We start from the raw sequence: 25,803 nt of genomic DNA on the forward strand, positions 1-25,803 counted from the left end.
AGAAATTCAACTTGATTTTATTTACGTCTGCCGGCGTAATTTTTTGCGGATAAAAAAATCACCTCCTGGACACATTAAAGTCGTGGAGGTGATAACGATGGCAAAACAACCAAACAAAACGGCTGCTGGTACAAACATTCAAGAGGTAAGACAACAAAACGCTCAAGCTGGTGCGGCAGGACAATTTGGCACAGAATTTGCTGCTGAAACAGATGTCCAAGAAGTAAAACAACAAAACGCTCAAGCTGAAGCGCGCAAATCACAAAAATCATCACGCTAAGCGTCCAATGCGTGAACATGCTTGACTATATCATTATAGGCACTCCTTTTTTCGGTAAAGGGGTGCCTTTTTATATCCTGTTCGTAAGGTGCTGTCTACCTTCAAGCGCCATCAGTTTGCGCACTGTGGCAGCGACATGTTGAGCCGCTTCGCTGAGTTATCTGCGCAAGCTCTCCTCGGCGGGACGCTTTGCGCTTTTTTATCTACATGCTCGACAAAAGTTATCACTACTCTACAGATATAGTCAAAGGAAATTCCTGCTCTTTTCCCGAATGTATTAAGATAGAATGCTGAAAGGGGAGAAAGAGTATGGAGCTTTTTGATCGTTTAGTCGGCGAGCAGCTAAAAACGATGGAGCAGCTATTATTTTTGCAATCAGAAATTGAGAGATGTCAATCCATAGAAGAAGAATTAATTGAACTGCAAAATGAAGCGAAGCTGCAATCGGTTCAAGAAGAAATTCAGCAAATGAAGCAGCAATTAAAAGAAATTCAGCAAACATTTGAAAAACAAACGGAGGAAGTCATTCGATCCTACCAGCGCCATTATTGTCATGCGGGCGAGCCATCATAATGAGTTGGTGGCTCTTTTGTTTTCAATTCGAAGCGAAATTATTTATAATATATTCAAATGTATCTACCAAGGGTCCCTTGTTTGAGAAGGGCATACTTGTTCGGAAAGTAAATAGTCTTGCCGACTAGGGCAAAAAAAGCGAGAAATTCAGTACGGTTTATTGGTTTGGGTTGGATCATTATATATAGAAAGTGTCCATATGAAAGTAGGTAAGAAAAATGACGACAAAATATCCACGTGAAGGAGAAATTATCCAAATTCAAAGCTATAAGCATAATGGTTCGATTCATCGAATTTGGAAAGAAACATTGGTATTAAAAGGAACGTCCAATTATATTATTGCAGCAAATGATCGAACAGTTGTGACAGAATCTGATGGAAGGACTTGGATTACTAGAGAGCCTGCCATTTGTTTTTTTCACGCGAAGCATTGGTTTAATATTATCGGAATGATTCGCGAGGATGGCGTTTATTATTATTGCAATTTAAGCTCGCCGTTTGTTTGGGATCAAGAGGCGCTTAAATATATTGATTATGATCTTGATATAAAAGTTTTTCCAAGCATGACCTATAATCTTTTAGATGAAGATGAGTATGAGCGCCATCGACAGGAGATGAATTATCCAGCTGTGATCGATCGCATTTTAAAAAATAATGTTCAAAAGCTCGTTAGCTGGATCCAGCAGCGAAAAGGACCGTTTGCGCCTGATTTTATTGACATGTGGTATGAGAAGTTTCTTTCATATCGCAGTTAATACTAGTGTTCAAAAAAATAGGGTTCAGACACTTGTGTCTGAACCCTATTTTTTCGTGTAGATTCGGATTGGAAAAGCGGCATAAATAAAAAATAAAACTGTTCAAACGTTCAGAAAATGATTGGGGATGTCGAAAAATCAATGGACATAGGTTATAGATACAATTTGATGCGTCAATCCAAAGTGCAATCAGGGCAAGTAGGTGATTTGCCTTTGTCCGTAGGTTTGTAGTTGTATGTAAGAGACGAAGCCGCTGTCTTTGGATTGATAAAGAGATAAAGTAAAAAAATATTCATCATTATTGAAGGAAATTAAATACAAAGAGAGCGTGCAAAACCAGTTATTGATCGGACATGCTGCGCGGCGAGGATTTTTAATATCATATCGGAGATTTCGCAGATGCTTTTCTTCATATTGGAAAGGAATAGTTTTCCTCTTTCATCCAGGTATTTTTGTTTTATTTATATAATTTGAACTTTTTAGAATATTATTATTGTATTATTCTTCTATGCATGGCATAATTTAAATGAAAATGGCAGAATTGTACTACTATTCTTTTTTATTTAGATAGGAGGTGACGTCATGAGTGAACAACGAGTGCTAGAAGTAAAAGGATTGAAAACATCCTTTTTTACAGATGATGGAGAAATTCCGGCCGTCGATGATATCGATTTTTATATAAACGAGGGGGAAGTTTTGGGGATTGTTGGAGAATCTGGGTGTGGAAAAAGCGTGACCTCGTTATCGATTATGGGGCTGTTACCAAAAGGAATCGGACGAGTCGTTGGTGGCGAAATTTGGTTGAAAGGCGAAAATCTTGTCAATGCGTCGGAAAAAAGAATGAAAGCGATTCGGGGAAATGAAATTGCGATGATCTTTCAAGAGCCAATGACTTCTCTTAATCCGTTGTTTACGATCGGCAATCAACTAATCGAAGCCATTCGTACACATACAGACCTCACAAAAAAAGAAGCGCGTCTGCGGTCGATTGAAATGTTAAAGCTAGTCGGTCTTCCGCGAGCGGAAGACATCATCGACGAATATCCTCACCAATTATCGGGAGGAATGAGGCAAAGGGTCATGATCGCGATGGCAATGGCTTGTCGTCCGGCTGTTTTGATCGCCGATGAACCGACGACTGCGTTAGATGTGACCATTCAAGCGCAAATTTTAAAGCTCATGAAGGATTTAAACCAAAACTTCCAGACCGCTATTATGATGATCACTCACGATTTAGGGGTCGTGGCAGAAGTGTGCCAGCGAGTGATTGTCATGTATTCAGGAAAAATTGTCGAGGAAGGCGACGTACATACGATTTTTAAGCAACCAAAACACCCTTATACAATCGGTTTAATTCAGTCTGTTCCTGATATTCGTGAAAAAAAGGAACGTCTTTATTCGATTCCGGGCAATGTTCCAAAACCGGGAACGATCAAACAAGGATGCCGGTTTGCAGCACGGTGTGAGCATGCGTTTGCTCGATGTTTTCAAGAAACACCGCAGCTATACTCCATTGATCAAACAGGGCATCGCGTTCGTTGTTTTTTGCATCAAAGAGAGGAGGAAACGAAGGGTGACCGAGCCGTTGTTGCAGGTGAAAGATCTTAAAAAATACTTCCCGATTACGGGCGGTGTTTTCAGCAAAAAAATTGGCGAGGTAAAAGCTGTCGACGATCTGACTTTTACTGTGTATAAAGGAGAAACGTTAGGCATTGTTGGAGAAAGCGGCTGTGGGAAATCAACAACGGGGCGAATGCTTCTGCGTTTAATTGAACCGACAGAAGGTTCAATTGTGTTTGAGAATCAAGAGATTACAAATTTATCGAAGCAAGAATTACGAAAAGTGCGCCGCGACATGCAGATGGTATTTCAAGACCCCTTTGCTTCTCTTAACCCGCGCCATACGGTAGAAAAGATTCTTGAAGAGCCGCTAGTTGTACATGGAATCGGCTCGAAGCAGGAGCGGAAGAAGAAAGTTTACGAAATGCTGGAGGTTGTAGGCCTGGGAAGTTATCATGCCAAGCGGTATCCACACCAATTTAGCGGGGGACAGCGCCAAAGAATTGGCATTGCCCGTGCCTTGATGACCCGGCCGAAGCTGATTATTGCCGATGAGCCTGTTTCCGCGTTAGACGTATCGATTCAAGCGCAAGTATTAAATTTACTGGAGGATTTGCAAAAGGAATTTGGGCTCACCTATATTTTTATCGCGCATGATTTAGGAGTTGTTCGCCATATCAGCGACCGTGTAGGAGTCATGTATTTAGGCCGGATGGTAGAGTTAGCTGATAGTGATGTACTATACGAATCTCCTAAACATCCGTATACAAAGGCGCTGCTATCGGCCGTTCCTATTCCAGATCCTGAATATCAGCAGGAACGGCAACTTTTAACAGGGGATTTGCCAAGCCCGGCTAATCCGCCAAAAGGTTGCGCTTTTCATACAAGATGCAGCGCTTGTATGGACATTTGTAAAACGACAAGGCCAACGCTCCAAGAGGTTGAAAAAGGACATTACGTTGCTTGCCATCTTTATCAATGAGATGAAACGCAACGAAGTCATAAACATAAGGCTACTGGAAAAAGGGGGAATATGTTATGAAGAAAAAGTCATTGATGACATTGCTTGCTGTTATGCTGGCACTGTCTGTAGCGCTTGTCGGCTGTGGAAAATCAGAAAAGACAAGCAGCGGTGGAAAGGGAGGAACATCGTCACAAAGCACGCTAGTATATGGGCGCGGGGGAGACTCGGTTGCACTTGACCCTGCAACAGTGACAGATGGGGAATCATTGAAGGTAACGAAAAATATCTTTGATACACTGCTGGACTATAATGAAGGTGACACATCTGTCCAGCCTGGACTAGCTGAAAAATGGGATATCTCTCCAGACGGGTTAACGTACACATTTACGCTTCGACAAGGCGTTAAATTCCATGATGGCACTGACTTTAACGCTGAAGCTGTCGTATTTAATTTCGAACGGTGGGCTAATGGAAATGCCGACCAATTCCCATACTATGGATCGATGTTTGGCGGATATAAAAATGACGAAAGCCATGTGATTAAAGAAGTAAAAGCTCTGGATGATCATACCGTTCAGTTTGTATTAAAACGTCCACAAGCGCCATTTTTGAAAAACCTTGCAATGCCGCCGTTTGCGATCGCCAGTCCGGCAGCTATCGAAAAATATGGCGATAAGTTTGCAGAAAATCCTGTGGGAACCGGTCCGTTCGTTTTTAAAGAATGGAAGCGAAATGAGCGGATTGTGCTTGAGAAAAATAAGGATTATTGGATGAAAGGATATCCAAAATTAAATCAGTTAATCTTCGTCTCTATTCCTGACAACTCAGCTCGCTTAAATGCGCTGTTAAAAGGCGAAATTGATTTAATGGAAGATGTGAATCCATCAGATCTAAAACAGATTGAAGAAAACAAGGATTTCCAAGTGTTTAAACGTCCTTCCATGAACGTGGGCTACGTTGGTTTAACCGCGACGAGGGGGCCTTTGAAGAACAAACTTGTTCGTCAAGCCCTAAACTATGCAGTAGATAAACAAGCGCTAATTGATGCGTTTTATGCTGGGCAGGCAGAACCTGCGAAAAACCCGATGCCTCCGAGCATTCCTGGCTATAATGATGCGATTCAGGACTATCCGTTTGATTTAGAGAAAGCGAAGCAGCTTTTGGCACAGGCCGGCTATCCAAACGGATTTGAAATGGAATTATGGGCAATGCCTGTTCCGCGTCAATATATGCCAGATGCGAAAAAAATTGCTGAAGCGTTGCAAGCCAACTTTGCGAAAATTGGCGTCAAGGCAAAAATTGTCACATATGAATGGGCGACCTATCTAGACAAAGCAGCGAAAGGAGAAGCAGACTCATTCTTGCTTGGCTGGACCGGAGATAATGGTGATGCTGATAACTTCCTATACGCGTTACTAGATAAGGACAGCATCGGCAGCAACAACTATACGTACTACTCCAATGAGGAGCTTCACAAAATTTTAGTTGAAGCGCAAACAGTCAGCGATGAAAATAAACGGAATGAGCTTTACAAAAAAGCGCAAGAAATTATCAAAGAAGATGCACCATGGATCCCGCTTGTTCACTCAACACCGCTGCTAGCAGGAAAAACGACGATTAAAAACTTTAATCCACATCCAACAGGCACCGATAAATTTACAAAAGTAGAGATTCAATAAATTCTAGGTTGAGAGGGAGGGGGGATACCTCTCCCTTTGAATTTCGCAAGGAAGGAGTGAGAGCGTGTTTGCTTATACGCTGCGGAGAATTTTGATGGTGATTCCTGTTTTGTTAGGAATGTCGCTCGTTGTCTTTTTTATGATTCGGGCGATTCCCGGAAATCCGGCACAGGTCATCTTAGGACAAAAAGCGACGAAAGAAGCAGTCGAAGCATTGACGCATAAGCTGGGGCTTGATCAGCCGTGGTATGTTCAGTATGTCAAATATTTAGGGGGACTGCTAAAAGGAGATTTAGGAGAATCCATTCGAACCGGAACATCGGTATCGCAAGAAATTTGGCCATATTTAGCAGCGACGCTTGAGCTGTCTATCGCGGCGATGTTGATTGCCATCGTGATTGGCGTGAATGCAGGAATTATAAGCGCTTGGTTTCAAAATTCCTGGTTTGATTATACAGCGATGATATTAGCGCTAGTAGGCGTATCAATGCCGATTTTTTGGTTGGGGCTCATGGAGCAGTGGGTATTTGCGATTCATTTGGATTGGCTTCCGACATCTGGGCGTGAGGAAGTGCGAAATCCGATAGAACCTATTACTCATCTATATTTAATCGATACATTGCTGCAAGGAAATACAGAGCAGTTTATGCAAGTATTGCAGCATTTAATCCTGCCAAGTATAGCTTTGGCTACGATTCCTATGGCAATTATCGCAAGAATAACCCGTTCCAGCATGCTTGAAGTGATGAAATCCGACTATATTCGTACAGCGAGAGCGAAGGGGTTAAGCATGTTTTGGGTCGTTTATAAGCATTCACTAAAAAATGCGATTATTCCTGTATTGACGGTTATTGGTTTGCAGACAGGGCTGTTGCTTGGAGGAGCGATTTTAACGGAAACGATTTTCAGTTGGCCGGGAATTGGGCGCTATATTTATGAAGCAATCGGCTATCGTGATTATCCCGTGATACAATCAGGAATTTTAGTCGTAGCAACGATCTTTATTTTTATTAATCTAGTTGTCGACCTTCTTTATGCTGCTGTTGATCCGCGCATTAAGTACAATTAATTTTGCAAAGGGGTGAAACAAAATGGCCGAATTAGCCCGAAATCAAGCGCCAATCCCTGTTAAACCAGACAAAGAAGAATCGGTTTCACTTTGGAAGGAAGGCTGGCGCAGTTTTAAAAAAAATAAAATAGCGCTTGTTGGTGCGGCCATTGTCCTGTTTTTTATTTTATTAGCCGTGTTCGCTCCGCTTTTGGCTCCGTATGAAATTAGTGAGCAAAACCTTTCCGAACGCTTGCAGGCGCCATCGAAAGAGCATCTTTTTGGAACCGATGACTTTGGCCGCGATATTTTATCGCGCGTCATTTATGGAGCGAGAATCTCGCTTTGGGTTGGATTTTTTTCTGTGCTCGGTTCGGTTGTTGTCGGATCTTTACTCGGTATTGTAGCAGGTTATTACGGAAAATGGATAGATGCCATTATTTCTCGTATCTTTGATATTATGCTGGCATTCCCAAGTATTTTATTAGCCATCGGAATTGTCGCAGTTTTGGGGCCATCACTGCAAAATGCATTGATTGCGATCGCGGTCATTAATATTCCGAATTTTGGTCGCTTAATTCGTTCACGTGTATTAAGTATTAAGCAAGAGGAATATATCGTGGCAGCAAGAGCGATAGGAATGAGTGATGCTCGTATTTTATTTCATCATATTTTGCCGAACAGTATGGCGCCGATTATCGTGCAAGGAACGTTAGCGATCGCTACTGCCATCATTGAAGCGGCTGCTCTTGGTTTTCTCGGCTTAGGGGCGCAGCCGCCAAATCCGGAATGGGGAACGATGCTAGCAAGTTCAAAAGATTTTCTAACACAGGCACCTTGGACGATGGTATTTCCTGGGCTTGCCATTATGTTGACGGTGCTGGGATTTAATTTAATGGGAGACGGATTGCGCGATGCGCTTGATCCGCGCATGAAAAGCTAACGAATTACCGAAACGGTTATCCTAAACGAAGGATAGCCGTTTTTTCATATATTGTCGCTGAATTTTGCCATGACGAAGGCTGAAACACAGGCGCTTTCCAATCTATTCATCGTTCTTTAATCGATGTTATTCCATCGCTCGACCGTCACACCTGTTTATTGGAGGGGGGACATGTCGATACATTCAGTAGAATGGATCACGTTATGTTAGAAGACGCTGTTAAAATGGAAAGGTCAACAGATTGGCTCAGTTAAAGAAATCCGTATCGATATGACAAACATTGTATGGGAAAGAGAAGGGATTTATTTTCGGAATGTTTTCTGATCTATCCTCATTTCATTTGCGATATCGGAAATAGCCTTTCCCTTTTAATCATAAAAATTCCCCTCTCGTAATCATGAGCCATAGCTCCTCTCGCTGACACTATGGTTCTATTGCAAGTAGGGAATTGGGTTACAGCTATATGAGAGATTTTAACCTGTGTTTTGCTAAAGCTTTATTTTCCTTTTTTAACGAATCTTTCAGTTATAGTTATTTACTTGTTGCTGCTTTTTATGGCTTTTTTGTAATAAGTACATCGTAAAATAGTAGCCCGTTATAATGCCAATGGAATTTAGAATTAAATCATCAATATCAACGGATCTAAGCCCCCCTAATTTCGTCAAAAACAAAAGGTATTGTCCACATTCGATTATGAGGGGGACTACTATTGATAGACCAATTAATTTGGCTTTAGAAAGACCGCGTGTAAAAATAACACAATAAAATCCAATGGGGAATGTTAGGAGGACATTTCCCAATATATTCTTAAAGGCAATGAATGGATTAGTCCCGGAAATGAACTCTTCAATGTAAGTAAATATGGTTTTGAAAGGGACGAAATTATATAAGAGATAGTTTACCGGGGTACTCTGGTCAATCCAAACAATAAAAATTAAAGCAGAGATATAAGCAAGAAAAGTAATCCTTGAAACTTCTTTCATCATCCTTAATTTAGATTTTCGAATGAATAAAAGCCTAATGAACAAGTAAAAAAGTAATATGGGCCCTGAAAATAGCAGTATATCCATCAGTAGTCTCAAAGTAAATCATCCTTATTCATTAAAAATTGAAAGAACAAGTCATCGAATTTAGACTTGTTCTTATATCGTTATTGGTCGATGCTTCCACTGCCGATTACCTTGTCGCCTTCGCCACCAGTTTTCGTGACATTGACAGTATAATCCCCGGCAGCAACAACTCCCCAACTTTTAGTAGCGTAATAACCATTTGCTGATTTGGTAAAACGATAATTAGTGAGCCAGGATTTATATAGCTCTACTTTATAGTCAGATTTTTGGAAAGAGACAGATCCACTATACCAGTATGGATCTCCTCCTGTATAACTAGTAGTTGTTTTGTTAGCTAGCTTATGAACCTTTGTACCGGTCACCTTTGTTGCAATGTCAAATGAATAAGAATCACGATATGCTGCTGCAAATGATAGGGGGATGACTGATAACATCTTTGTAAGCTTATTTATACATTCCTTTAATTATAACACTTTCCATAATTTATAATAGCATATACTTCCAAAAAATCAACTTCATACATATACAAAAAATAGATTTATTGGATGATTTTAATCCCTTTACTGCAAATTGTTTTTGAGATTTTAGAAAAGTTATGCGTGGAGGAACATAGAAGATACCAAGAAGAGAATGTTCCTGTATGGGAAAGGTGACCAAATGGAAATCATCATGGACAAAAAGAAGGAGAGAGGGAGAACATTGAATTTTCTTTTCTCGAAGAATGGCCTATATGTTCAATCTAACATATTATGTTCAACGAATGGAGATTTTCCCAATTTCGCATTCACCCTTTCGCATCATCCTTGAAGCATTGAACAAGATTCTTTTCTCGCGTTGTTTGAAGGAGGGCAGACTAATTGACACATCAAGCTTGCTATATTCGCTCGCTGATTTTTTTCGTGAAAACAAAAAGAGGCGCGCGGCTCTCTGATGAGGGTGCTGCCTCTCTAAAATGATGGATTCTGTGATAAAAATGGCGGCAGGCATCTTTGCGATATCATCCTTGTTGTCCGGAAAGGTGCAGAGGTTCTTCGTCATCTTTGTGATATTGTTGAAAGCTCTCCACAAGTTTATCAAGATGCTCCAACTGTTCTCCATAAGTAATAATCGTTCCAACGAGCGACAATAGATGATATTCATTTCCATGCTTACTGTATTGATAAAAAGCCTCCACAAGTCGCTTTTTTTCATCGTATGCCTCATCCGCTATTTTAGATTCTGCTTGAAACTTCACTTTGCCGACCAGCTTCAGCAAAATTTGCTCGTGATAATGAAGCAAGCAATCCAACTGTGAGCGCAATGTTTGTTGAAACTCAGGCGGCATTTGGGAAAGCTCATTCTCAAAGCGATGAAGCGTTCTTAAAGCATCTAGCGCTCGATTGGTAACTGTAATCATTTGACGGTATAGTACGAGCTTCCGCGATTTTTGATAGCGTTTTTTCGCGAAGTAGATTCGTTCTTCTTTATACATTAAGTAAAGCTGGTTGAGCTTCATCATATTTTCTTTTAGTTTTTCGATGTCTTCTTTGAGAACGTGATGCTCAGAAGCACGCCGTGTGTTAATCCGAATCCATTTTAAAATCGTCTCGGTGTTTTCAACAATGCTGTCATACAGCTTTTTTTCATATTTTGGCGGCAAAAATATGCAGTTCACAATGAAGGCGGCGAGTATGCCAAGCATAATGGTTGAAAAACGAATCAGAGCAAATTGAATAAAGTTCGTTTCTGTATATTCCATGACGGCAATTACGGTCACTAATGCAACGGAAATGGTGGACTCAAGCCGAAGCCGTAAGCAAAGCGCAATTACTAAAATGGCTGTCAATCCAATGATAAAAGGATTGTGCCCAAATAACAGGACGAAAACAATCGCAAACACAGCTCCGATCACGTTCGCTTGCAATTGCTCGATCAAAGATAAGTAAGAGCGATAAATCGTTGGCTGCATCGCAAACACAGCCGATATACCTGCAAAGGATGGGGCAGGAAGCTTCAACATGCTGGCTAAAACAAGCGCCAATGTAACAGCAATTCCCGTTTTGAAAATGCGGGCTCCGAGTTTCATATTCGTTTTCGTATCCTTCCTTTTTATTTGGAATTATAGTTGTGAACAATTTAGTAATATACAGGGTTTATCGAAGGATATCAAGTAGGAAAATCCCCCTCATTCTGAAAAAGAACAGCAGCGGTATTATGTATATGCTGGGCTGTTTTTTTCATTCAGAATAATGGGTGGTCGCCATTGATTGAACATATCCGGCGAGGGACAGCCACCCTTAAAAAAATGAAGTTATGTAAAGTAGATAAGAAGGCATCTATGAGCAAACACGATGGCTATTATGTTTTGTTTGTGCAATTTATTGGAGTCGATTTCTTGTTGAGGTTGATTATAGTTTGCTTATTCGGGAAAAGCTGTGGAAAGAAACGATGTGAAAATTCAAGTGCTAAGTAGATTGACATAGGCAAGAGGAGGATCATATGACTGCCGGAAAGATGAATCTAAAGAATCCTTCACATGATGCAACTAGCTCCCCATACTTAGCCCGTAACCTATGGTCAGGCTTCTTGCTCGGCCTTGGTTTAGTGGCCTTTATCGATGAAGCGGTTTTTCATCAATTGTTGCACTGGCACCATTTTTATGACAAGTCCACGACAAGTATTGGATTGGTCTCAGATGGTTTGTTCCATGCTTTTAGTTGGTTTGCGACAGTCGGATCACTATTTATGCTCGCAGATCTTCGTCGGCGAAACGCGTTGCGGCTCACTAGATGGCGGGGAGGGGTGCTGCTAGGGGCAGGAATATTCCAGTTATACGATGGCACAATCCAGCATAAGCTGATGCGGTTGCATCAAATTCGCTATAATGTGAATCTTCTTCCTTATGATTTGACATGGAATATCATTGCGATTGGTATGATGATAGCAGGTGCGATTCTCATTATTCGTGCACGAAATGATTTACAACCGCCAAGGGAGACGCATTCACATGAACATCAATAATTACGTTCATCACAGCACTGGCACCCATATTGATTACGCAAATGGGATACTAGCGCAGCTACTATTGGCATTGCCGTTTTTTCTGCTATTAGTTGTTTATATCTTCGCTGCATTTATATCTAATCGCCGCCATAAGCACTGGCCAATCCATCGCACGATCTTTTGGGCGCTTGGAGTTCTGTGCGCCATTGCCGCAGTGATTGGCCCTCTAGCGAATCGTGCTCATATGGATTTTACAGCACATATGATGGGGCATTTGCTACTTGGAATGCTTGCTCCGCTTCTGATGGCGTTAGCGGCGCCGATGACTCTTGTCCTGAGAACACTCAATGTGACTCTCGCCCGACGTCTTTCTAACGTGCTGAAGAGTTGGCCGATTCGTATTTTGGGACATCCTGTTGTCGCCTCTTGTCTTAATGTCGGAGGACTATGGTTACTTTATACGACTGACTTGTATGCTATGATGCAGCGAAATGTGCTTTTGCATATATTGGTACATATACATGTATTCCTTGCTGGATATGTTTTTACCGTGTCTATGATTTATATTGATCCAATGCCGCATAAGTCTAGCTTCGTCTGTCGGGCCGTCGTATTAACAGTTGCGTTAGCTGGACACAGCATCTTATCCAAATACATCTATGCTCACCCGCCTCATGGCGTCTCTACAGAGCAGGCGGAAATGGGAGGGATGCTAATGTACTACGGTGGAGATGTGATTGATGCTGTTCTTATCTTCATGCTATGTTTTCAGTGGTTTAAAGCTACCCGACCTCGAGCATCGGTAGGTATGGAGCAGTACTCAAAAGTCTCGAATTATAATCAAGGTTGATTCTTATGATCGCATGGTACGGTTTGCTGAAGGAGAAAAATGGCCACTATCCTTAGTTTAACATCGGCTAGGGGTTGTAGGCTCATTTTATACGGGATTATCAACAAAAAGGTATCCCGCAGAAACGGGATACCTTTTGTAGGAAGTGGATAAAAATGATCATTCTGTTGAAACGGAAGGATCAGCTTGCTCTTTTGTCGGACTAATTTGGAAGAAATGATGTTCAGGATGTTCCAGTAAAGGCTTTAGGGCCTCGGCCTCCTGTTCCTGCTCATGTTCGATGAGTAAAGCGATATATTGAGACAATAGCGCTTTTACATCTGCTCGGCCCTGCCCGTTGAGGGGTTCAATACGAACTTGGGCCCCCTTGGCGATTCGGCGTTCAAGAGCAGCTCTTGTTAACCCCATCTCCGGTTGATGACGTAAATAGACGACCCCGCCTGTCATACCAGCACAAATCCATGGTCCTGGATCGCCGAGAACAAGCCCGCGTCCATTTGTCATATATTCAAAGGCAAATCCTTTAATATTCGCGCGAGCCCCAATATTGCCATGCTCTTGTTCCGGGATTGGCGCGGTGACTTGACCGCCAATAATTAAGTCCGCTCCTGAGAGGCGAATGCCTGCGCGCGCATCTGCATTTCCTTGAGCGACAAGCAATCCTTTTTGTGCTCCGTAGCCAAATCCTTTTCCGACAGAGCCGTTATAAAACTTTCCATCTTTTCCTTTTGATTTAAAGATGAGGATGCTGCCTCCAAACGATGTTTTGCCAATTCCATCCTGCGCTCCGCCATCTACATGAATGTCGATTCCATGACTATTGTAAGCGCCGAGACCGTTTCCGGGGATGGAGCCATTTTTAAAGCGCAATGTGATGTTTGGCAATTTTTTATACGAGCCATCTAGGCGGCCGCGAACGCGATGGCAAGAGACACGGCTGCCAAGAACCCGCTGCTCCGATGTAACGGTAGAAAATTCTCGAGAACGATGCAGATCCTCTACGCGATGGTCTAAATACTCTGCTCCAGCCGCTACAAGCATCTGCGGTTCTTCTAAGCTAGCTGCTGCTTCTTTTTGAGAAAATTGCTCAATCTCTAATACATTCAGCAGGCTTGCCAAATTTAGTTGATCGAATCCCCTTGTTTGCTCTAATAAATCAGAGCGTCCGACAAGATCTTGCAGCCGCTCATAGCCGAGCGAAGCCGTTAACATCTTTAATTCATGACCAAAAGCAGTAAATAAGTGGACTAATCCTTGCACGGCAGCATTGAATTGTCGCGGTACGAAACGGCGTAATCCATGCTCCTTTGCCTGTGCCTCCGATTCGATTTGCGTAGCGATGCCGACGTGACACGTATCCAAATGACAGCCGCGGCACGTTGTACAGCCGATGGCGATCATAGAAAGAGTGCCAAAACCGATTCGATTGGCGCCAAGCAGCATGATTTTTATGACATCAAGAGCGCTTTTAATCCCGCCATCTGCCCAAATTTCGACTTTATTTCTTAATCCCGCTTCAAGGAGTGCGTTGTGTGCGGCTTTGACCCCAATCTCTACAGGGAGACCGACGTGCTGTAACGCATGGATGCGCGCTGCTCCTGTTCCTCCATCGAACCCACTTAGTGTAATGATATCCGCTCCTGCTTTGGCAATGCCGACTGCAATCGTTCCGATGTTTGGAACGACAGGTACTTTTACAGCAACTTTAGCTTGATCGTTAGCGGTTTTTAATTCTGCAATCATTTGCGCTAAATCCTCGATCGAGTAAATGTCATGATTGTTCGATGGAGAAATTAAATCCGAACCAATCGTCGCATTGCGTGCCTCGGCGATTTTGGCAGTGACTTTTGATCCGGGAAGGTGTCCTCCCTCGCCCGGCTTTGCTCCTTGGCCGATTTTGATTTCTAATAGATTAGAAGAGTTGAGCAGCTCGGCGTTGACCCCAAAACGCCCTGAAGCAATTTGCTGTCCGCGCGAGCGCGGATATTTTCCAAGCATATCTTTAATTTCTCCGCCTTCACCGTTTAAGCTGATCATATTAAGACGATCAGCCGCCTCTGCGTAGGCGCGAAATGCCACTTCGTTTTGCGAGCCAAACGACATAGAGGCAATGACAAATGGCAAACTATGCTCACCGACACTAATATCTACTTTTTCCGCTAAAAGGCTGTTCTTTGTTTTCTTTAAATCAAGTAAATGGCGGATGGTTGTCGGTGTTTCTGTTTCCAATTCGGTTAGTTTTTCACGATAATGGTCATAAACTCCGGTTTGCGCAACCTCTCCAATCGCTTTCCAAATACGAGGGAAGAGGTGGAAGGTTTTTCTTGGCTTGGCGCTTTCATCGCCATAGTCCGCTAACCGGGCGATCGCGTCCTCTTTTAATGAAGCAAAATTATGGGTTAAAGAATCAGACCCAAAGAAGTTGTCAATTTTTAAAGTATCAGCAACGTCATTATGCAAGCCGATTGATGAGAAAAGGCGGCTATATCCGCGCAATTCATGAATGCCAATAGTGGAAATGACCTTTTCCAATCCTTTATTCAAAGCATTGAATAAATGAACAACCGGAAGAGGGGTGCTTTCAGAAGCAACTGTAGCCATCATTAAATATGGACTAATGGCATCAGCCCCTAACCCGTAAACGACAATGAAATCGTGTAAGGAGCGAATGGCCCCAGAGCGAAGCAGAATCGAACAATGACGGCGCAATCCTTGTTCGACTAATGAGTGATCGAGCATGGATGTGACAAGCAATGGATCGAGCCACAAATGTTCGCGCTGATGCGCTTGTGAGTCGTCGATCACCAGCAATGTTTTCCCTGAGCGGACTGCGTCGCATGCCTCGGCAGACAGCCGCTGTAATGCATCTGGGATCGTTTCATCGGCTGAAAAGGTTGCCGAAATCGTATAGGCTAATTTTTTCGCTTGGAACGAATGGACAATTTGATCATAGGAAGGATGCTGCAATAAATCTGCGCATTCATGGCCAAGCTTGCCCTCCACTAAAATAGGAGAAGCCAACTCTATTGCATAAGATACATCTTGCTCTCCAAAGAGCGCAGGACGTTTGCCGATGATGGTGCGTGTTGAAAAATGTTCGGTTTCACGGTCGCGATCAATGGCTGGGTTCGTGACAACCGCCACGCTTTCTTTAATAAAATCAGCGAGATTTTTCCGCCCGTTATCAATAGCGGCAAGAGGAGCATCATGACCGAGTGAACGAATCGGCTCAGCGCCCTTTTCCGCCATTTGTTCAAGGAGCTGGATATGTTCTCGGTCCCATCCAAAAGCAGCATACTGACCATTATGCACTTTGTTTGTGGACGCCATAAATACATGTTTCGCCAAAGCAGGCGGTTCAAGGCGCTTGCGAAAATTAGAAATGTCGAAGCGCTTGGCAAAACGCGCATATACTTCCTCTTGAAAATCAGCATATTCAAACATCTGGATCGCCCCGTTTGCTCCCCATTTAAACCCGATCTTTTCGCCAGGTGCCAAGGGCTTTGGTTCGCCTGTATATTCACTGGTCGGAATAATGCCAGGCTCAGAAGAAAAAATGAAGCGATCTTCCGTTTCTAATTTCCAAAGAGGCCGTAATCCTAGCGAGTCGACACTAAAGACAGCTTCGTCTCCATAGCGGGAAATAATGCCTGCCGGTCCTTGGGAAAAGTGTCCCCATGCTTCCCGAATATACGTATATAAATCTTGCAAATGAGAAGGATAGGATTTGATTTCGTTAATAATTGGCGGAAACATTAAATCCATTGCTTCAAACAAACTGTAGTCATGACGGCAAATCAGTGTTTCGATTGTGCGGCTTAAATCCTGTGAATCACTTCCGTCTTTTGGAAGGGGAACATCAATCATCAATGCTTCTTCACGAAGCTTAGCGATTGTATTAATCTCGCCATTGTGGCCTAGAGCGCTAAATGGCTGGACCCTGAAAAAATTTGATAACGTATTTGTTGAGTAACGGTTGTGTCCAAGGGTAATCGTCGAAGCAATAAGGGGATTGGCCAAATCCTCATAGTATTTTGGCAATATATCTCCTGCTCCCATTACTTTATAAACAACATGAAAATTGCTCAAAGATGCGACATGAACATTTTCGTCTTGTTCGATATCGATAAGAAGCTCAAAAAGACGCCGGGATAAGTAGTGACCGTTTTGTGAAGGCAGCAAAGCCACCTGCCAAAAAACAGGCTCTTGACGAAGAGCGATCGGTCCTAGTGCACGCGAGTGAGTAACGCGGTCAGACTCAAAGATCATGGATAAACCAAACTGCTGGAATTGTTGTTTTATCGTTTCTTTTATTTTTTCAACATCCGCTGTTCGGTTAATAAAAATATGACCAACTGTAAAAGAAGGATCATTTGCTATCTCCGGATTTTGGCCAGCGGCTGCCAGTTTTTCCATCCAAAGAGCTTTTGGCAAGTCAATGTGAACGCCGACCCCATCACCTTCCCCATTGATAAATCCGGCGCGGTGGTTCATTTTGACAAGTGCTTGAATACAGGTCATAATGTTTTCTTTTGTTGGAATGCGTCGTTTCTCGAGAGCTGACACAATGCCGCATGCGTCATGTTCTGCACGATGAAAATCCTTGAAAAGGGCTGGACTCCAATGTTGTTTCATTTGAGTGGCTTTAAAGTGGGGGATATCCACTTCTCGGCCTTCACCTCCTGTGTACAGTGTTTGGTTTAAGAAAAAACCCCAACAACCAGGGGATAGAATCATGTGGATTTGCTGAATATGCTAGCGCCCATTGCCAATATAAACGCTTTCAGCCTGTATCACTGGCCTTGTTCATCTTCACTCCTTGTTTGCTAAGCGTTTTCAAGCCAACCTGTATATATAAATGCAACTCGGAGATGAAAAGCCTGCTCTCTGGAAAATCGAAACGTTATGATTTGTCTTTATCACATATTCACGTAATAGAATCCTGTGAAAATCTGTGAAATATCGTTGTTTGGCCATCCGACCACCGAATGAACTCCTCATCTTGTAAAAAATAAAAACTTTATAAATGGGCCGCTAACAAGGAATGGTTTGCCGGCTGCGACAGATAAGCAGCCATTTTTCAGGGTGCTTATTTTATGAGAGCGACTAGTTCTGCAGATAAAAAATATTCAGAATTTATAGTCTATGTTACCATTTTTATTAAGCGAAATCAATTATTTATTCATATTTATGGATGTTGTATTCATTTGAGGAAAAGTGTAAAAATAGACTTGTAAACGATTACAATAGAAATAAAAAATGAACGGAAGATAAGGGGCTTCCGTTCATTTTTGTATAATTATTCATATCTGAGTGATTTAAATGCATTTTCCACTGCTTGAATCGTATATTGGATATCTGATTCTGTATGGGCAAGTGTAATAAACCAAGCTTCGTATTTGGAAGGAGCAAGGTTGATCCCTTGTTTTAACATCGATTTAAAAAATTTAGCAAACATATCTCCGTCTGTCTGTTGTGCTTGTTCATAATTTTCCACTTTTTGTGTTGTAAAATAAATGGTTAAAGCTCCTTTTAGGCGGTTAATGGTAATGGGAATCTCATGTGTTTTTGCATGAGAGAGAATGCCTTCTTCCAGCATGGCCCCAAGCCGGTCAAGATGCTCGTATGCCCCTTCCTGCTGCAATACTTCTAAGCAGGCGATTCCAGCAAGAATAGACGCGGGGTTGCCGGCCATCGTTCCAGCTTGGTATGCTGGACCGAGCGGAGCAACTTGCTCCATAATATCCTTCCGGCCGCCGTATGCTCCGATTGGAAGACCGCCGCCGATAATTTTTCCAAGTGCAGTTAAGTCAGGCTCAATACCCAGCAAATTTTGTGCCCCTCCATACATAAATCGGAATGCCGTAATAACTTCGTCGTAAATGACGAGTGCCCCGGCTTGATGAGCGATTTCATTCACGGCTTCAAGGAATCCTGGCTTCGGTTCAACAATGCCGAAATTTCCAACAATCGGCTCAACAAGAACGGCTGCAACTTCTTCCCCCCATTTTTCCATTGCTTGTTTAAATGAGCCAATATCATTAAAAGGAACAGTGATCACTTCTTGAGCAATGCTTTGTGGCACGCCAGCAGAGTCAGGAGTACCTAATGTCGAAGGGCCAGATCCAGCAGCGACTAGAACAAGATCTGAGTGTCCATGATAGCAACCGGCGAATTTCATAATTTTATCTCTTCCCGTGTAGGCGCGCGCAACGCGAATTGTCGTCATCACTGCTTCAGTTCCGGAATTGACAAAGCGTACCTTTTCTAATGAAGGAATGGCCTCTTTCAACATTTTGGCAAATGTAATTTCATAAGGAGTGGGTGTTCCGTATAACACCCCGTTTTCTGCCGCGCGTTGAATGGCTTTTGTAATATGTGGATGGGCATGTCCCGTAATGATGGGGCCATATGCGGCTAAATAATCAATATACTTATTGCCATCTACATCCCAAAAGTAAGCCCCTTGTGCGCGTTCCATCACGACAGGAGCCCCTCCGCCAACCGCTTTGTAAGAGCGGGAAGGGCTGTTTACACCGCCGACGATATGTTGCAGAGCTTCTTCATAAAGTTGTTCAGATTTTGTAAATTGCATATTTCAAAAGCCTCCTACGAGAGTTTCTTTACCGCTTCTTATTCTAACATATTTACTTGAGCATACCATTTGTTTCTCTTTTTGACTTTAGATAAACTATTGCTTATGTGGAGGTAGAGAAGTATGGGGAACGTAATTGAAGTTGAAAATTTACGCAAAGAATTTAAAGCCTATTCAAGCCGCTCCGGGCTGATGGGAGCATTTCGAGATTTATTTACAAGAAATTATAAAATCATTCAGGCGGTTCATGATATTTCGTTTACAGTGAACCAAGGAGAAATGGTGGGATACATTGGAGAAAACGGCGCTGGAAAGTCAACGACGATAAAAATGCTGACAGGGATTTTAACGCCGACAGCTGGAAAAGTAAGCGTCAATGGAATGAATCCTCATAAAGAGAGAGAAGCGTTTGTACGAACGATCGGAGTTGTTTTTGGCCAGCGCTCGCAATTGTGGTGGGATATTGCCGTACAGGAATCGTTTCGTTTGCTAAAAAAAGTGTATCGGGTATCTGACAGTGATTATAAAGAGCATATGGAGCATGTCATTGAAACATTAGATATCGGTCCGCTGCTCGATAAGCCTGTCCGCAAATTATCACTTGGCCAGCGAATGCGCTGCGAATTGGCCGCTGCCCTTATTCATAATCCCCCGCTTTTATTTTTGGATGAACCCACAATTGGCTTAGATGTATTAGTTAAATTAAAGATTCGTGAGTTTTTAAAAGAAATTAATCAAAAATATAATACAACCATTTTATTGACAACCCACGATATTTCGGATATTGAAGCATTGTGTGATCGCGTGATTATGCTCGATGAGGGGAAAATCATTTATGATGGATCACTCCAGCGCTTAAAAGAAAACTGGGGAGAAGGAAAGCAAATTCAGTTTACATTTTCTCAAGAAATTACGTCTGCAGAGCTGCATCCCTTAACGGCTGCTTGGGGTGTGAAGTGGAGTAGGGGAGAACAAGACAACAGTTGGATTGCACATGTACCGAAAGCCCATGTATCAGAGATTATCAGCTGTATTGTGAACCATTATGAGATTCAGGACCTGAATTTGTATGAAATCTCTACAGAAGAAATCATTCGCAACATTTATGAAGAAGGTGTTGCGCATGGATAAATATATGGAAATGATCCGCATTCGATTTTTGATGATGCTGGCTTACCGAACCAACTATTATACAGGTATTCTTATTTATTGCATTAATATCGGAGCGTATTATTTTCTATGGTCTGCGATTTATAGCGGGAAATCGTCGATTCAAGGGATGTCTATTGAAAAAATGGCCACTTATGTAGCCATATCATGGATGGCTAGAGCTTTTTATTTTAATAACATCGACCGAGAAATTGCGATGGAAATTAGAGAAGGACAAGTCGCAACGGAATTAATCCGTCCGTATAATTACTTGGGCATGAAGACGATGCAAGGATTGGGGGAAGGGATCTTCCGCTTGTTATTTCTTTCGCTTCCCGGAGTCGTGATTACCGCCTTGCTTTTACCCCTTCATTTTTCAACTGATATCCATACATGGATGTATTTTGGACTATCTATTATGCTGAGCTTTATTATTAATTCAGAGCTGAATTTACTTGCGGGAGTAATAGCGTTTTTTACACTGAATAATGAAGGATTGCTGAGGGCAAAGAGATTTATTATTGATTTATTTTCGGGTCTGATTTTACCAATTAGCTTTTACCCTGATTGGGCGCAAGAAATCATGAAATACTTTCCATTCCAAGCGATTAGCTATATTCCAAGCATGATTTTCACTGAAAGCTTTCAAGGACAGGCAGTTGTGAATGGGCTACTGTTTCAAGTTATTTGGAGTGTAGTGCTGTTATTTCCTATTTATATGCTTTGGAAGGCAGCGAAAAAGCGGCTTGTGATTCAAGGGGGGTAATGGCTTGTTTTATCTATCTGTTTTTTTTCAATATATGGCACAATATATAAAAACGAAATTACAGTATCGTACAGACTTATTAGTGGAGTTTTTTTCCGATCTTATGTCTCAAGCTGTGAACTTGATCTTTATTCTTGTCGTTTTCGGTCATACAGATTTGCTGCATGGTTGGACGCGGGATGAAATGATTTTTATTTATGGTTTTTTTCTAGTGCCTTTCGCTTTATTTGGTGCCTTTTTTAATATTTGGGATTTTAATGAGAGATACATTGTGCGCGGAGAGCTGGATCGTGTATTGACACGTCCTGTGCACAGTTTGTTTCAAATTATATTGGAGAGAATGGAGCTTGAATCGCTGCTTGGAGCAGTTACAGGCTTCATTATTATGGGATATGCAGGATCGCGTTTAGATCTAGATTTCCACTGGTATGATGTCCCGATCTTTCTATTATTTGTGATTGGTGGAATGTTCATATATGCAGGTGTTTTTATTGCGCTGGCGACCATCAGCTTTTGGTCTGATGCGAGAAGCTCAATTATGCCGATGATGTATAACATCAGCAACTATGGCCGGTATCCCATTGATATTTATAATCGCGTGATTCGTTATATATTAACATGGGTTCTGCCATTCGCTTTTGTGGGAGTGTATCCATCTGCTTATTTTCTTGGCAAAAAAGAATGGTATGTGTACTCTTTTTTGACCCCTGTCATGGGAGTGGCCTTTTTTGTTTTAGCCCTTTTGCTATGGAACGCAGGTATCAAACGGTATCGTGGAGCTGGAAATTAATAAAAGGCAGGAATCGCATGGTTCCTGTCTTTTTTAGTTTATAAAAAACAAAGCCGCAGGCGGATGAGTGTATCATATGGAAGCAAGGAGAGGAATTCTGCTCTGTTTAGACGTAGGTCACTTTTGGATGTTTATGTTTTTTATGGGGGGACGCATAGTGTAGAGATGAGCCCTTGATTGCTGAAACCCATTGATTCTTTGGGAAATCGGTGTTGTGTCAAGTGAATAACGAGAATTCAAAACAACAATAGGGCCGTACAAATGTTAGATATAAGCGCAAGTATGCGGATGGAATATCTCTTTTTTGTCCCACATATCCATGTATAGATATGTATGGGGTGATTGCGATGTTAGTATTAGGTGCCGTTATATTTATTTTATACGCAAGCATTGCTTCGATGTGGGTAGCACAATCCAAAAGAAAGCCATATATCTCAGCGGAAAATTTTGTTGCGCTGCTCTTACTATATTTTACAATGATGCTGGGGTTTGGACTGATATATGCGTGGATGCAAATAAACGGATACAATGTGTTTACAAGAAATATTGAAGAGGAGACCAACAGATTTGGTCATATTTTACTCGATGGCTTGTATTTAAGTGCTACGACATTGTTGTCTGTCGGCTATGGCGATATTGTTCCTGTAGGAATTGGGAAATGGATTGCGGTGGTCGAAGCTTTATTAGGGTATATTATGCCAGCTACATTTATTACTCGTTTTGTTATTGATGGGAATAAAAAATGAACATTGAAACATTCGTTTTTTTTCGCTACGCTAATAAGAGATTGAAAACGAAACCTGTTGGTCTAGCGATACATTGATAAAAATTGAGATGGAGGAAGAGCAGATGGTTCTTGAAATTGGACAGCTTGCCCCAGATTTTCTGCTTCCGGCAAGCAATGGCAAAACAGTATCTCTTTCTGATTTTCGCGGAAAATATGTGGTGCTCTATTTTTATCCGAAAGATATGACGCCGGGCTGCACAACTGAGGCATGCGACTTTCGGGATTATCATGGACAATTTAACCGCTTAGAGGCTGTTATTTTAGGAATAAGTACAGATCCGGTTGAGCGCCATAAAAAATTTATTGAAAAATATGAACTCCCCTTTTTGCTGTTAGCTGATGAGCAGCATGAGGTAGCTGGAAAATATGGGGTTTGGAAATTGAAAAGAAGCTTTGGAAAAGAATATATGGGCATTGAGCGTTCTACATTTGTCATTGATAAGTCAGGGATTTTAATTAAAGAATGGAGAAATGTTAAAGTAAAAGGACATGTAGAGGAAGCTTTGGGGTACATAAATAATTTATCGGGGTCTAGGTAAATGTCCATGCCAAAAGAAAATAAGGAGAATATATTAAAAATGTAGGGCATACCTCCTCATAAATGAAACGATGTTTTGCGGAAAATATTTCCGCTTATTTTTTTGTGAAAAATTCTTCAATAAGATTATATACTATATTAATGATAGGAATATTGACAAAAGGCATGAAATAGCGGTAGACTAATTATAAAAATTATAAAATAATAATTCTTTTTTAATAAGAAAGCGAGGTGCATGGCGGTGCCCGAAAACTCAATGTTAAAGGAAGCGCTTGATACGTTGAAACAAACAGGAGTGCGCATAACTCCGCAACGTCATGCGATATTGGAATATTTGGTTCGTTCCATGTCACACCCAACGGCAGATGAGATATATAAGGCTTTGGAAGGAAAGTTTCCGAACATGAGCGTAGCCACGGTTTATAATAATCTTCGCGTTTTTAAAGAAGTGGGGCTTGTAAAAGAATTGACTTATGGTGATTCATCAAGCCGCTTTGATTTTGTCACTTCTGACCATTATCATATCATTTGTGAGCGGTGTGGCAAGATTGTTGATTTTCATTATCCAGGATTAGATGAAGTCGAAGCGTTGGCTTCACACGTAACAGGATTTAAAGTAAGTCATCATCGAATGGAAGTGTATGGGGTATGTGCTGAATGCCAACACGGGCATCATTCTCATTAAAAAGCTGATAGCAGTAAAAGGCTATCAGCTCTTTTTTCGTTTCCGATTGTATTTTTCGTCAAACTCTTTTCCAGCTAGTTCCGGATCCAATGTTAGCGGTTCTCGGCAATACATGCACATATCGACTCTCCCCAGCATTTTTGTCGTTTTTCCGCATGTTGGACAAACCACTTGAACCGTTTTTGTCGATAACATACCGATCCAAAAATAGACGACTGTGCTGGCAATAATAAAAAGAAGCCCTAAAATCATAAATATGGTCATAATCAGCATGGAAGTACGGAAAAATACTCCTATATACATAACAATAAAGCCGATAAAGATTAAACTTAAAGCAAATGTGCGGATTTTGTTGATTTTGCTGGAATATTTTATTGACATTTTACTCTTCCCTCCTAACAACAACTATACCATAAAATTGCATGATTTAATCTGATTTCAAGCAATTTTGTAAGAGGAATTTTGCGATTTTTGTCGAATTAGCTGGTAATAGCATTCGGATAAATATTTATGGAGGAAAATATATGGAGAAGCTAATCCGCCCCATCTATCAAGAAAGAGCAAGTCAACGCAATACCCTAGGCATTCTAATGATTGAAAAAAAATTTAATCACTCTGCTAGCACTGATACGTTTGATGTCATTTTATTAGTCATTGCAAAAGATACGGATTATCCTTTCTTTATTAAGCATTATTCTTACGAATATCAGAAAGCAGCGTTGTATATTGTTAATGAACAAAAATTAAATGAATGGCTTCTTCTGGGAACAAATCGTAAAGTAATCGATTGGGTTCTGAACGGGAAAGTTCTATTTGATCGCAATGAATATATTGAAGGATTAAGAAGGCAACTGCTTGAATTTCCTGAACAAGAGCGGCAATTAAAAATGGGAATTGAATTTGCTAAATTAATTCGAAGGTATACAGATGGGAAAGTTTTTTTAGAAACCGATCAATTGCTTGATGCATATAACCATGTTGTACATGCCTTGCATCATTTAGCAAGACTTACAGTCATTGAGCAGGGGTTTCATCCAGAGGTGACTGTATGGAATCAGGTGAAGCAAATCGATGCACAAATTTATAAGCTTTATAAGGAGCTTGTGGAAAGCGAGGAGCCTTTAGATAAAAGATTGGAGTTGCTTTTTTTGGCAAGTGAATTTTTAATTCATTCTCGAGTTCCGTCTGGTTCGGCCCATTTGTTAAAGATATTGAAGCAAAAAGAAGGGGCTTGGAGCATAGGGGAAATAGCATCTCATCCAGAACTGCAAGTTTATTCTGTCGATCTTGTTATCATGCTGGAATATTTGGTGGATAAACATTTTTTAGCTATTCAAGAGGTACCGACAAAGGGACAAAATATTTTTCATCGCTATTACATGGTTGTAGATCACCCTTAATTCCCTCAATTCTAAATAAATGGGCCCTCTTCCACGCATAATATAAAGGGCCTTTACTTATTCGCAACAAGATTGGATAGAAAAGATAAAAAAACTATTGACTTGATAAAAAAGACGTGGTAGATTAGAAAACGTCGCTGCGAGGTATTCAACTGCAGCGCCGAAAATGAGTTGACTTAAATGAAAAAAGATGATATTATGAAAAAGTCGTTTTAAAAAAAGAAAAAATGTTCTTTGAAAACTGAACAAAACGAAGCGTTAACGAAAAATTTCGGTATAGTCAACCGGAATAAGATAATAGCCAATCAACTTTCTTTTGGAGAGTTTGATCCTGGCTCAGGACGAACGCTGGCGGCGTGCCTAATACATGCAAGTCGAGCGGACCGAAT

Annotated in this window: 23 protein-coding genes and 1 rRNA gene; 18 read left to right on the plus strand and 6 right to left on the minus strand. The window is 41.4% G+C overall.

The window, feature by feature from the left end:
- Positions 1-97: 97 nt before the first annotated feature.
- The 8 genes from GGQ95_RS10810 (at position 98) to nikC (ending at position 7,802) form a co-directional block, all read left to right on the plus strand.
- Positions 98-280, plus strand: a complete 183-nt coding sequence (locus GGQ95_RS10810; RefSeq protein ID WP_044741775.1) for a gamma-type small acid-soluble spore protein — start codon at positions 98-100, stop codon at positions 278-280.
- 309 nt (positions 281-589) lie between these two features.
- Positions 590-853 carry a YgaB family protein gene (locus GGQ95_RS10815; RefSeq protein ID WP_044741739.1) on the plus strand — a complete coding sequence of 88 codons (264 nt, stop codon included), beginning with the start codon at positions 590-592 and terminating at the stop codon, positions 851-853.
- Between the two features lie 218 nt (positions 854-1,071).
- Complete coding sequence (gene ntdP, locus GGQ95_RS10820; protein ID WP_044741738.1) at positions 1,072-1,608, plus strand: nucleoside tri-diphosphate phosphatase; 537 nt, start codon at positions 1,072-1,074, stop codon at positions 1,606-1,608.
- Positions 1,609-2,190: 582 nt separating this feature from the next.
- Positions 2,191-3,216, plus strand: coding sequence for an ABC transporter ATP-binding protein (locus GGQ95_RS10825; protein ID WP_080860111.1), 1,026 nt, complete (start codon positions 2,191-2,193; stop codon positions 3,214-3,216).
- Positions 3,182-4,150: an ABC transporter ATP-binding protein gene (locus GGQ95_RS10830; RefSeq protein ID WP_066146788.1), complete on the plus strand. Its 969-nt coding sequence runs from the start codon at positions 3,182-3,184 to the stop codon at positions 4,148-4,150. The genes GGQ95_RS10825 and GGQ95_RS10830 overlap by 35 nt, the downstream gene beginning before the upstream one ends.
- Before the next feature lie 56 nt (positions 4,151-4,206).
- Positions 4,207-5,811, plus strand: a complete 1,605-nt coding sequence (locus GGQ95_RS10835) for an ABC transporter substrate-binding protein (protein WP_183186747.1) — start codon at positions 4,207-4,209, stop codon at positions 5,809-5,811.
- Positions 5,812-5,905: 94 nt separating this feature from the next.
- On the plus strand, positions 5,906-6,880 hold the full coding sequence (locus GGQ95_RS10840) for an ABC transporter permease (protein WP_221212082.1): 975 nt from the start codon (positions 5,906-5,908) through the stop codon (positions 6,878-6,880).
- 22 nt (positions 6,881-6,902) lie between these two features.
- On the plus strand, positions 6,903-7,802 hold the full coding sequence (gene nikC / locus GGQ95_RS10845) for a nickel transporter permease (RefSeq protein WP_044741733.1): 900 nt from the start codon (positions 6,903-6,905) through the stop codon (positions 7,800-7,802).
- Positions 7,803-8,323: 521 nt separating this feature from the next.
- Here nikC and GGQ95_RS18850 read toward each other — a convergent pair.
- From GGQ95_RS18850 to GGQ95_RS10860, 3 genes are all read right to left on the minus strand, one after another.
- The gene (locus tag GGQ95_RS18850; protein WP_376768711.1) at positions 8,324-8,872 is read right to left on the minus strand and encodes a VanZ family protein; all 549 of its coding nucleotides are present in this window, start codon (positions 8,870-8,872) and stop codon (positions 8,324-8,326) included.
- Positions 8,873-8,952: 80 nt separating this feature from the next.
- The gene (locus GGQ95_RS10855; RefSeq protein ID WP_183186749.1) at positions 8,953-9,306 is read right to left on the minus strand and encodes a hypothetical protein; all 354 of its coding nucleotides are present in this window, start codon (positions 9,304-9,306) and stop codon (positions 8,953-8,955) included.
- Positions 9,307-9,869: 563 nt separating this feature from the next.
- A complete protein-coding gene (locus tag GGQ95_RS10860; protein ID WP_044741730.1) occupies positions 9,870-10,937 on the minus strand; it encodes an FUSC family protein in 1,068 nt (355 codons plus the stop codon).
- A 428-nt stretch (positions 10,938-11,365) separates the two neighbouring features.
- Here GGQ95_RS10860 and GGQ95_RS10865 point away from each other — a divergent pair, with 428 nt between their 5' ends.
- On the plus strand, positions 11,366-11,872 hold the full coding sequence (locus GGQ95_RS10865; protein WP_183186761.1) for a DUF2243 domain-containing protein: 507 nt from the start codon (positions 11,366-11,368) through the stop codon (positions 11,870-11,872).
- Complete coding sequence (locus GGQ95_RS10870; protein WP_066145247.1) at positions 11,859-12,704, plus strand: cytochrome c oxidase assembly protein; 846 nt, start codon at positions 11,859-11,861, stop codon at positions 12,702-12,704. The genes GGQ95_RS10865 and GGQ95_RS10870 overlap by 14 nt, the downstream gene beginning before the upstream one ends.
- A 159-nt stretch (positions 12,705-12,863) precedes the next feature.
- Here GGQ95_RS10870 and GGQ95_RS10875 read toward each other — a convergent pair whose 3' ends face one another.
- Positions 12,864-17,339, minus strand: a complete 4,476-nt coding sequence (locus tag GGQ95_RS10875; protein ID WP_183186762.1) for a glutamate synthase-related protein — start codon at positions 17,337-17,339, stop codon at positions 12,864-12,866.
- A 664-nt stretch (positions 17,340-18,003) separates the two neighbouring features.
- On the minus strand, positions 18,004-19,299 hold the full coding sequence (locus GGQ95_RS10880) for a glutamate-1-semialdehyde 2,1-aminomutase (protein ID WP_066145244.1): 1,296 nt from the start codon (positions 19,297-19,299) through the stop codon (positions 18,004-18,006).
- A 123-nt stretch (positions 19,300-19,422) separates the two neighbouring features.
- On the opposite strand from GGQ95_RS10880, the gene GGQ95_RS10885 reads away from it, so the two are divergent.
- The 6 genes from GGQ95_RS10885 (at position 19,423) to perR (ending at position 24,014) form a co-directional block, all read left to right on the plus strand.
- Entirely contained in the window at positions 19,423-20,430 is a 1,008-nt protein-coding gene (locus tag GGQ95_RS10885; RefSeq protein WP_044741727.1) for an ABC transporter ATP-binding protein, read from the plus strand.
- Positions 20,423-21,214 (plus strand): ABC transporter permease, encoded by a 792-nt coding sequence (locus GGQ95_RS10890; protein ID WP_044741726.1) that lies wholly within the window; start codon positions 20,423-20,425, stop codon positions 21,212-21,214. Before GGQ95_RS10885 ends, GGQ95_RS10890 begins: the two co-directional genes overlap by 8 nt.
- Before the next feature lie 4 nt (positions 21,215-21,218).
- Positions 21,219-22,004: an ABC transporter permease gene (locus GGQ95_RS10895; RefSeq protein WP_044741725.1), complete on the plus strand. Its 786-nt coding sequence runs from the start codon at positions 21,219-21,221 to the stop codon at positions 22,002-22,004.
- A gap of 347 nt (positions 22,005-22,351) precedes the next feature.
- Positions 22,352-22,750, plus strand: a complete 399-nt coding sequence (locus GGQ95_RS10900) for a potassium channel family protein (RefSeq protein WP_044741724.1) — start codon at positions 22,352-22,354, stop codon at positions 22,748-22,750.
- A gap of 103 nt (positions 22,751-22,853) precedes the next feature.
- Positions 22,854-23,330, plus strand: a complete 477-nt coding sequence (gene bcp / locus GGQ95_RS10905) for a thioredoxin-dependent thiol peroxidase (protein WP_066145241.1) — start codon at positions 22,854-22,856, stop codon at positions 23,328-23,330.
- Positions 23,331-23,564: 234 nt separating this feature from the next.
- Entirely contained in the window at positions 23,565-24,014 is a 450-nt protein-coding gene (perR, locus tag GGQ95_RS10910; RefSeq protein WP_044741722.1) for a peroxide-responsive transcriptional repressor PerR, read from the plus strand.
- A gap of 24 nt (positions 24,015-24,038) precedes the next feature.
- On the opposite strand, the gene GGQ95_RS10915 is transcribed toward perR, so the two are convergent.
- Positions 24,039-24,395, minus strand: a complete 357-nt coding sequence (locus GGQ95_RS10915; protein WP_044741721.1) for a YgzB family protein — start codon at positions 24,393-24,395, stop codon at positions 24,039-24,041.
- 143 nt (positions 24,396-24,538) lie between these two features.
- Between GGQ95_RS10915 and GGQ95_RS10920 the strand changes: the two genes are divergently transcribed.
- Complete coding sequence (locus GGQ95_RS10920) at positions 24,539-25,414, plus strand: nucleotidyltransferase-like protein (protein WP_044741720.1); 876 nt, start codon at positions 24,539-24,541, stop codon at positions 25,412-25,414.
- Positions 25,415-25,727: 313 nt separating this feature from the next.
- A 16S ribosomal RNA gene (locus GGQ95_RS10925) occupies positions 25,728-25,803 on the plus strand; the annotation flags it as partial.

The organism is Anoxybacteroides rupiense (assembly GCF_014196195.1).
GTDB classification, from domain to species: domain Bacteria; phylum Bacillota; class Bacilli; order Bacillales; family Anoxybacillaceae; genus Anoxybacteroides; species Anoxybacteroides rupiense.